General features: G+C 39.6%; 8 protein-coding genes and 1 pseudogene. All 9 read right to left on the bottom strand.

Features of this window, described 5'->3' with window-relative positions:
- Positions 1–167: 167 nt before the first annotated feature.
- Positions 168–221, bottom strand: a complete 54-nt coding sequence (locus tag ACFIK4_RS09090) for a hypothetical protein (protein ID WP_375638870.1) — start codon at positions 219–221, stop codon at positions 168–170.
- A 26-nt stretch (positions 222–247) separates the two neighbouring features.
- Positions 248–586, bottom strand: a complete 339-nt coding sequence (locus tag ACFIK4_RS09085) for a hypothetical protein (RefSeq protein ID WP_375675795.1) — start codon at positions 584–586, stop codon at positions 248–250.
- A 288-nt stretch (positions 587–874) separates the two neighbouring features.
- A complete protein-coding gene (locus ACFIK4_RS09080) occupies positions 875–2,029 on the bottom strand; it encodes an MFS transporter (RefSeq protein ID WP_375675794.1) in 1,155 nt (384 codons plus the stop codon).
- A gap of 531 nt (positions 2,030–2,560) precedes the next feature.
- Entirely contained in the window at positions 2,561–3,799 is a 1,239-nt protein-coding gene (locus ACFIK4_RS09075) for a DUF2087 domain-containing protein (RefSeq protein WP_375675793.1), read from the bottom strand.
- Positions 3,800–3,820: 21 nt separating this feature from the next.
- Complete coding sequence (locus ACFIK4_RS09070) at positions 3,821–4,291, bottom strand: hypothetical protein (RefSeq protein WP_375675792.1); 471 nt, start codon at positions 4,289–4,291, stop codon at positions 3,821–3,823.
- 198 nt (positions 4,292–4,489) lie between these two features.
- Positions 4,490–5,683: an MFS transporter gene (locus ACFIK4_RS09065; RefSeq protein ID WP_375675791.1), complete on the bottom strand. Its 1,194-nt coding sequence runs from the start codon at positions 5,681–5,683 to the stop codon at positions 4,490–4,492.
- The gene (locus tag ACFIK4_RS09060) at positions 5,680–6,870 is read right to left on the bottom strand and encodes a hypothetical protein (protein ID WP_375675790.1); all 1,191 of its coding nucleotides are present in this window, start codon (positions 6,868–6,870) and stop codon (positions 5,680–5,682) included. Before ACFIK4_RS09060 ends, ACFIK4_RS09065 begins: the two co-directional genes overlap by 4 nt.
- A 63-nt stretch (positions 6,871–6,933) precedes the next feature.
- Complete coding sequence (locus ACFIK4_RS09055) at positions 6,934–7,083, bottom strand: hypothetical protein (RefSeq protein WP_375675789.1); 150 nt, start codon at positions 7,081–7,083, stop codon at positions 6,934–6,936.
- 221 nt (positions 7,084–7,304) lie between these two features.
- Positions 7,305–7,658 (bottom strand): annotated as a pseudogene (locus ACFIK4_RS09050) (hypothetical protein); the annotation flags it as partial.

The following is a 7,658-nucleotide window of genomic DNA, read 5'->3' as shown; positions in this document are numbered from 1 at the left end:
AATCTGCCAACTTTTTGCAACAAAAAACTGTACACAATTCCTTGAACTCCAAACTATCTATATCACTAAATACTAAGGGGGGCGCATAGCTGGCCTAAACTCTCTTTACAGAAAACAAAAAAACAAAACGCTGCATAAGAAAAACTCAAATGCTTGAATTTTTTCTTTCAACGTATGCGCTGATATTTGCTTGCATATCGTCTTAAAAATCCATTTTCCACCAAGATTCGTCTTAATCTCGCAAAATCTAAAGTAAAAAGGCTACATATTTTTTATGTTTCCGTTTCGCGATAGTTTTTCCTATTTGAAATGCTTCTGCAATTTTTGCAAGTATATCTTCTGTTTCTAAATGGTGATCGCTAAAAATTTCCATATTTCGTACATTTTTATCTTCTAGCGCTTGCCATAATTTATCGATTGCTTGAAATCCCTCTGTTGTGTTTTGAATAAGACCAAGGTTTAAAAGGCGATTAATAGATTTGTGAATGTTTTTGGTCTCTGAATTGACAAGTTTGAGGATATCAGAAAGAATTTTAGCACCAAGTATAATAACAGTATAGACAGCGCGTAGTGTCGGTGAGGTCATGGCAGAAATGAGCAAATTATAAGAAAAATGATTTGGCTGTGTTGCACATGGATATCAATAGAATATTATTCGTGCAGAATGTAGCTACCTTACGCTTGTCTATCTCATAATCCTTTAAGCTATGAGACAATTTGCAACGGCGTTTACAGAGCAATCTTTAAAGACAGTTTCGAGCTTCTTTGCCGCAGAGTGTGTTACAAAATCATAATTGAGCCATTTATGGCGAAGTGTTTTGAGTGCTCTTGTTGTGCCACCGGTTGCAAAAACTATATGTGATATGGAAGCTGCTTATTTTTTCGTTTGCATGAGGCAAAGGCAAGAAGCAAAGGCGGAGGCACCAACAATCATGCAAAAGGTGAAAGCGATATGATTGTTGAAATGGCTGATAATCCATCCACTTGTCCATGAGCCGGCGGCTTGGCCAATATTTGAAATAACAAGAATATAACTGAAAAGAACACTGGCAGAGAGGGATGTAGTTGTTTTCCCTGCTTGATAGTATATTTCTGGAATCATGACAGATTCATAGACACTGTAGGCAATTAATGCAGTCACAGCGGTAAAGACCCCACCCATGAGGAAAAATGAGGAGAAACTTCCCATAAGCCATAATAGGTAGAAAGTTGATTTATCGGAAAGGCTGAGATGTTTATTGATTATTCCTTGCCAGATACAAATACTGATGCCAACAATTGAAAAGAAAATTCCACTATAAGGGGCGAGATTGCTGTCAAATTTACTGAGAAGTGTTGTGGTGGTGATGAAAATTCCCATGAGGAATGCACAAAGCAAAGCCGTGACCAGCAAATAAGCAATAGAACGATTATGTATTATTGTTTTTAAAGAAGAAAGAAGAGCTTTTTTTGTTTTTTTATTCTTTTCAAGAGATAATGTTTTATGCGGGTAATGATAAACAATTTGAATGGATAGAACACAAAGATACAAACCAATGAGTGCAAAAAAAGCCATTAAGAAGGTTGATGCGTTGTATTTTATGGCACTCGTTGCAACAAGAGGGGCGATAACGACAGCAGCATTTTGAAAAAAAGAATAGAGAGTTAATGCGCGTTTAAGAGCATTTTCATTGAGATGTTCTGATAAAATTTCTCTCAAAAATGGCTTTGAAATTGCTTTCGAAAAAGCCATTAAGGTAAAAAAGATCAACCATGCAGAAGGTGTGAGCGATAGGATAATGCACACAAAAGCGCTACTCCTTAAAATAAAGGCGGTAGCCATTAAGAGTTTACGCGAAAATCTTTCTAATAAACCTGTTGTGGTTACCATGAGAATGCTTTCAAGGATTACCGATCCAGCGAGATAAAAAGCAACATTGGCAGCAGTTATGAGAGAAGAGTTTCCAAGCAGAGGGAGTACAAAGAAAAAGGAAAATTCAGAAAGAAAAACTGTGCTATAGATGAAAAAAGGAATTTTATTTTTGCCCATGGAATTTCCATAGAAGTGTTGTTAAATGATCAAAGACATTTTGTTGTATCTTTTGAGGAAGTTTTGCCAGCCCTATTTCTGCTGTGCACATTTCGTTGAAATAGTATCTTTCTTGATTCACTAGCCAGTCCAATGCAAGAATATTGTTTTTTCTACGATGTTTTTAGAAATATCGAGCATGATTTGGATTGAGCAACAACACTGTGCCCGGATGTTCGTGCAACAATCGTAAGGTCATTGAGACCTTGATCCTATATCTTCTCCTGATGGTTTTGACTATTTCTAATTCTTTTTGATAACCACCCAATCCTTTTTGATAACCAATTGGCATCCCGCACTCTTGTTCCTCCCCATTGCATCTCTTGCGAAGAGGGCACGCTAATCTCATCTCCATAGATTGTCAACATATGAATGGGATGAATGATTTTGTAACCTTTTAATGAAATTATATTTTTTTAGTGGAAGGTTATTCATTCTCTTGAAATAGAGAAGAAAAACGATAGCGTTCGCTAATCATTTTTCAATTCTCTTTTAGCGCATGCGTTGATATTTTCCTCCATGGCGTTGTAAAAAACCTCTCTCAACAAGAGTGCGTCGTAATCGGGCAAAGTCTATCGTAAAGAGGTTGCATATCTTGGAAACTTCCGTTTCGCTATAGATTTTTTCCTTCTGAAAGGCTTCACCAATTTTTGATAGCATCTCTTCTGTTTCTAAATGGCGGTCGCTTAAATTTTCCCTATTCCGCTCATGTTTATTTTCTAGCATTTTCCACACTGTCTCTTCGGCTTGAAATCCTTCTGTTGTGTTGTGAATAAGTCCGAGATTCAAAAGGCGATTGATGGATTTGTGAATGTTTTTGGCATCTGAATCGACATGTTTGAGGATATCAGTAAGATTTTTTGCACCAAGGATAATGGCGGCATAAACAGTACGCAGTGTCGGTGACGTCATGGCAGAGATCAGTGAATTGCGGGTATTGCGTTTGTGAAGGGTTTCTTTCCCCATGGGCAAAAGATCATTGCGAATGGGCAGTTCATTGATTTCTATGAGTTCTGCTTGTAGCGATTGTGCGCGTACAATTTGTTCGGCAGAGGTGCGTTTGCGAATAATCCCCAGACCACCTTGGCGATATTTGTGGTTTTCGGGGAGTGTTAAAGCTTCATAGGAGCCATCAAGCCGGTAGAGAATTTCTTCCCAGATGGGAGTTCTAACACGTCGAACCCGTTGTTCGCCATTGAGAGCAATTGTTGTTGTTATGGTTGGTTCATGTAGACAAAGATAACCACCCGCGGTGATGTGTTCCCAAACTGTGGTAACAAATCGCACATCATCTGCGGGAGTACCAGCATCAAGCCAAGCAAAATCTATTGGTCCCCAAGATTTGAGCGTTTCATCATCGAGAGAGAAGAAATTCTCATGGATAAATGTTACCATGTCTTTTTCAATACCGTCTTGAAGCAGTTTTTGCCATGCTTCTTCTGCTGATTGACCTTCTACTGTAAAATCATCAATGGTGATAAGCCGAGGTTCATAATTCTCAGGAATTCCTGAAGGGTCAAGCAAAGCTGTTCGTTCTTCCCAAATGGCGGATTCTAGAAGCTTTTTATCCTGTTGCCATGCTTGTTTTGCTTTTTGGAGTGCTCTTGCGATAAAGCGCGTACTATCACCAGCACCGATTTCAATGACTGTGCGTGGTCTTGCCATTTGAATAAGCGCATAAATGAGCTGTGCACTATTTTCTGTTCCCATGCCAGGTCTTATCAGCTGCATCTTTTTATCCTTATAATTTTATCAATCGTAGCATTCCTGTTCTGAAAATGCTTTTTGATCTGTTTCGATGAGACCGTGTTGTAAAAGTGATATCAAAAGACTTCCAGGGGCAAGAAGAGTATCATTGAATTGTATTTCTCTCAGTGATTGGACAAGGCAGCTTTCACGAAGTGCTTCAAATGTGGGAAAGTCGAATCCGCCAAATGTCGCTCCTTTTGTAGAAACAATGGTGATGGGTTGTATTTGCCGTTTGCCAATGAGTGCTGGTTTGTTTTTTATTATTTGTACATCTTTTGCCCATTGAACGCGTGATAAAGGATTGAGTTCACGTGGGTAGACAGCGAAAGAATTGATGGCTATGGGCGGCGTTGGTTTTTGCAATTCAAGTGTGTGGGAGCTCTCATGACAATCATGTCGCATATAGTCTGCCAGTTGCCACACATAGCCGCCTGTTCCATTGTAAAAGTTTAAGCCTATAGGATCTTGTTGCATGATGTTAAACCGGTTTCTATTTTGCTATAAACTAAATTTTGGGAATGGTTGTTAGCTCTTCCACACTCAAGAGTGGTTCATCAAAGTCTTATTGGTTGGTGTGGGGTTGTATGGGAGATACAACGATTTTATCGAGGGGTGATTGTCATGTCCTTTTGGGGTGTATGGTTTGCTTGAGAGCAAAGATAGCAAAGTTCGTTAACCATTATCATATTCCTTTTTTTGCATAGTGCGGTTTATGATAAAACCTAAGATGCCTGTGATCATGGTGGCGATGCCAATGATAAACAGTGTGCTTTGGGTGTGATGCACTTTTACAAAACCGGCTCCTAGAAAGCCAAGGCACACCGCTGTTTGTATGATAAAGATATAGGCAGGCATTTGGTTGTTTCGGTGTTCTTTCTGAATGGCTTTCATCATAAAACTTGCCATCAGAGCATTTTGCACGCCGTTAGCACCCCCAAGGATGAAAAATGACAGCATCATTAACCATACAATATGTGTTAAGGAAAAGCAGAAAATTGCAAAGCCGATGATTGCAGCGGCAAGTGATGCTCCAGCGGCATTACCAAAGCGATGAAAAAGGCTGGAGAAACAGAGTGGACCAACCACGAGGCCAAGACTTAACATGCTTGTGATTACCCCATAGGTTTCTGCACTGAAGTACAGCTCAGTGCGGATGCGGACAATCGATAAGACGTTGAGAGCAGAGGTGAGGATGATGGTAATGATGAGGGGAGAAAGAGCATAGACAACATTTTTTTTACGCAAGAGACCCGTTAAATCTAGCCCTTTTTTGCTTTTTTGCGTTGTGTTTGTCGTTTGTGTATGAATTTTAAAACTTTTAAAACAGAAGAGAGTGATAAAGGTAGCAAAAAGAACCATGACTGACAACACAAACAATCCTTTTTGCCCGTTTGATATTCCATACAATACACCTCCTAACAATGGTCCGGCAATATAGCCAAGATTACGGACTGTTTGGATAATGCGGTTGATACGGTCTAATTGCTGATCATTGGTTGCAAATTCTGGGACGGAAACGAGGATAGCAGACCAAAAGAGTGAACCAGCACAACCTAGTGCGAAAGAAAGGGCAATATAAACCCAAAATTGGTTGGCGATTGCAGCTGTGGCTATAAAGAGTGCTTCAAACAATAAAACAATGGGTACTGTTCGCGCTGGTTGGAAGCGATGTAAGAGACGTGGTGCAATGGGGCCTGCACAAATTGCCCCGACAAGCCCTGCAAACAGCAGCATTGAAATAGATGCTGTGCTTTCTGCTAAGTGGAGAGCAAATGTAACTTGTGCTGTTTCATCGGCAAAGCTGCTAAAGCCCAAAACAAGGAAAAGCCCCATTTGGGTAAAAATCATGGATTTTTTCTTTGTCACAATGCTCCCCAACATGCTAAAGCTTTTACAGCTTTTAAAATTTCCTTCTGTGCTGTGTCATGTGGTTTATCATTTAATTTTGCTAGATCTAATTTTTTTCCTGATGAAAGTTGAGAAAGGAAATGTTCTAGATGAGAGCTATACTCAAAACTGGCGCAATGCCCATTTGCTGCGATGAGCAGTTCTTTTGTTTCAGTTAAGGGCACCCATTGCAGGGTTGCAGGTGGGCGAAGAGTGATTTCATTTTCAATTTCGGAGACGTCAACAAGGGGGCGCTTGACACATAAACGTGAACTTGTATCACAAATTAATTGAGAAACCAGCATATGGCGTTTTAAGGTACCATTTGCGATGGCGGAGTTTAGTGCAGAGTGTTGAAAAGCATTATCAGGGTTTAAATTTGCTCTTCCTGATGCGCGGATATCATGTCGCGTTCGATCATCAAGATGGAGTAAATGCGTGACATAATTTTTATGATGTTGTGCATCGTGTGCTGTTTCCCAAAAAGCAATATTGATATTTGCCGCGATATTTTTTCCAGTTTCAGCAACGTGGAAAGCATCATGGGGAAAGTAGGCAACACGGTCTGTACGGTTTTGCAGCGCAATTGCTGTTAATTTATGCGCTTCATATTCAGGATATTTTAGCCCTTGGAGGTCTTCTCGTGTACTGGGCCATGCAAACATTGTTTTGCCATCCTGTAGAGTAAAACCAAAATTATGAGCGTGATCTACATGGATCCCAACATGGGTAGAAGAATACCGGCCAATGAAGCAGTCAATATCTACGCGTCCACCAGGCCTAAAACCTAAAGAATGTGCTAATTGATCTGCAAATTGTTTTGCCACATCCCATAGAACAGGGGTTGCAGCGTATAATCCATAATACATGACCGCCCATTCTTGTCCTTCGGCATATTGGTCAACGCGGGCAGTATATTCTTCTATAGTTCTATCCGTATCTAAAACAAGAAAGTTTGAAAGAGTACGTGGACTCCGCACTCCATTAACCACTGTTACTACTTCGGATTTAGGATTAAGAGCTAAGAGTTTATGAGGATGTAGAGCGTATTGTCTTAAAGCATTCAAAACATCCCTTTCACCGAAAGGGATGTGTGAAATTGATAATTCAGCTGCTTGCTTAGCCCAAATCTTTTGAGAAAAGCTCTCTGAAAATAACTGAAACATGCACTTAAATATACTTAATTTTAAAGTTAGATATGTAAATAGATCTGTATCAACAATACATTATTAAACTTCTAACGAACCATTCACATCAAGCTCATTTTGACAAATTTGAGTATCGTTACGCTGTGCATACTTATCAAGCATTATAGTTGGCACAACTTCGTCAGCAGTCAATTCAACAGCATCTTTTACTTCATTAAGTGAAATATTCATATATTTCCCCCTTATAGTTGATAAAAAAACAATGATAACCAAAATAAAAAAATTACCACTCATTCCCTCTTGGTATAGATTTTATTTTTTGTCAAATGTTATGTTGATTGCAAAGAGCATTTTAAATAAGAGGGCTGAATTTTAGAGTGATTAAGAAGAATTTGCAAAAAAGCTGCACTATGCGTGCAGCTTTTTAGGTATTTGCTTTAAAGGTAGACGTTTTAAAGCATGAAAGTGTCCTTACGGCTTCTATAACCATAATAGCCAAAAACACTGGAAATAATGGCGCCTACCAGACTTCCTAAAAAGCCCCACCACCCCATATTGGAGGCTGTTTTTGNAGACTTCCTAAAAAGCCCCACCACCCCATATTGGAGGCTGTTTTTGTGGCTTTAGTTGCAGTGTTTTTTGCTCCCTTGATCGTATCCTCAAGATTGTCTGAAAGTGTTTCTGCCCGTTCTTCAAGGACTTTGATGGCTTTTTCGGTCTTTTCTTCTGCGCTTTGATAGAGTTGAACAGCATGGTTGGCTGCTGTTTGTGCATCCGAACGGGACATGCCATCTTTTATGAGCGCG

It is taken from the genome of Bartonella sp. AP9QHHD (assembly GCF_042195625.1).
Classification (GTDB): domain Bacteria; phylum Pseudomonadota; class Alphaproteobacteria; order Rhizobiales; family Rhizobiaceae; genus Bartonella.
Note: the sequence above shows the minus strand (reverse complement) of the source record. Positions and strands in the feature narration are given on the sequence as shown.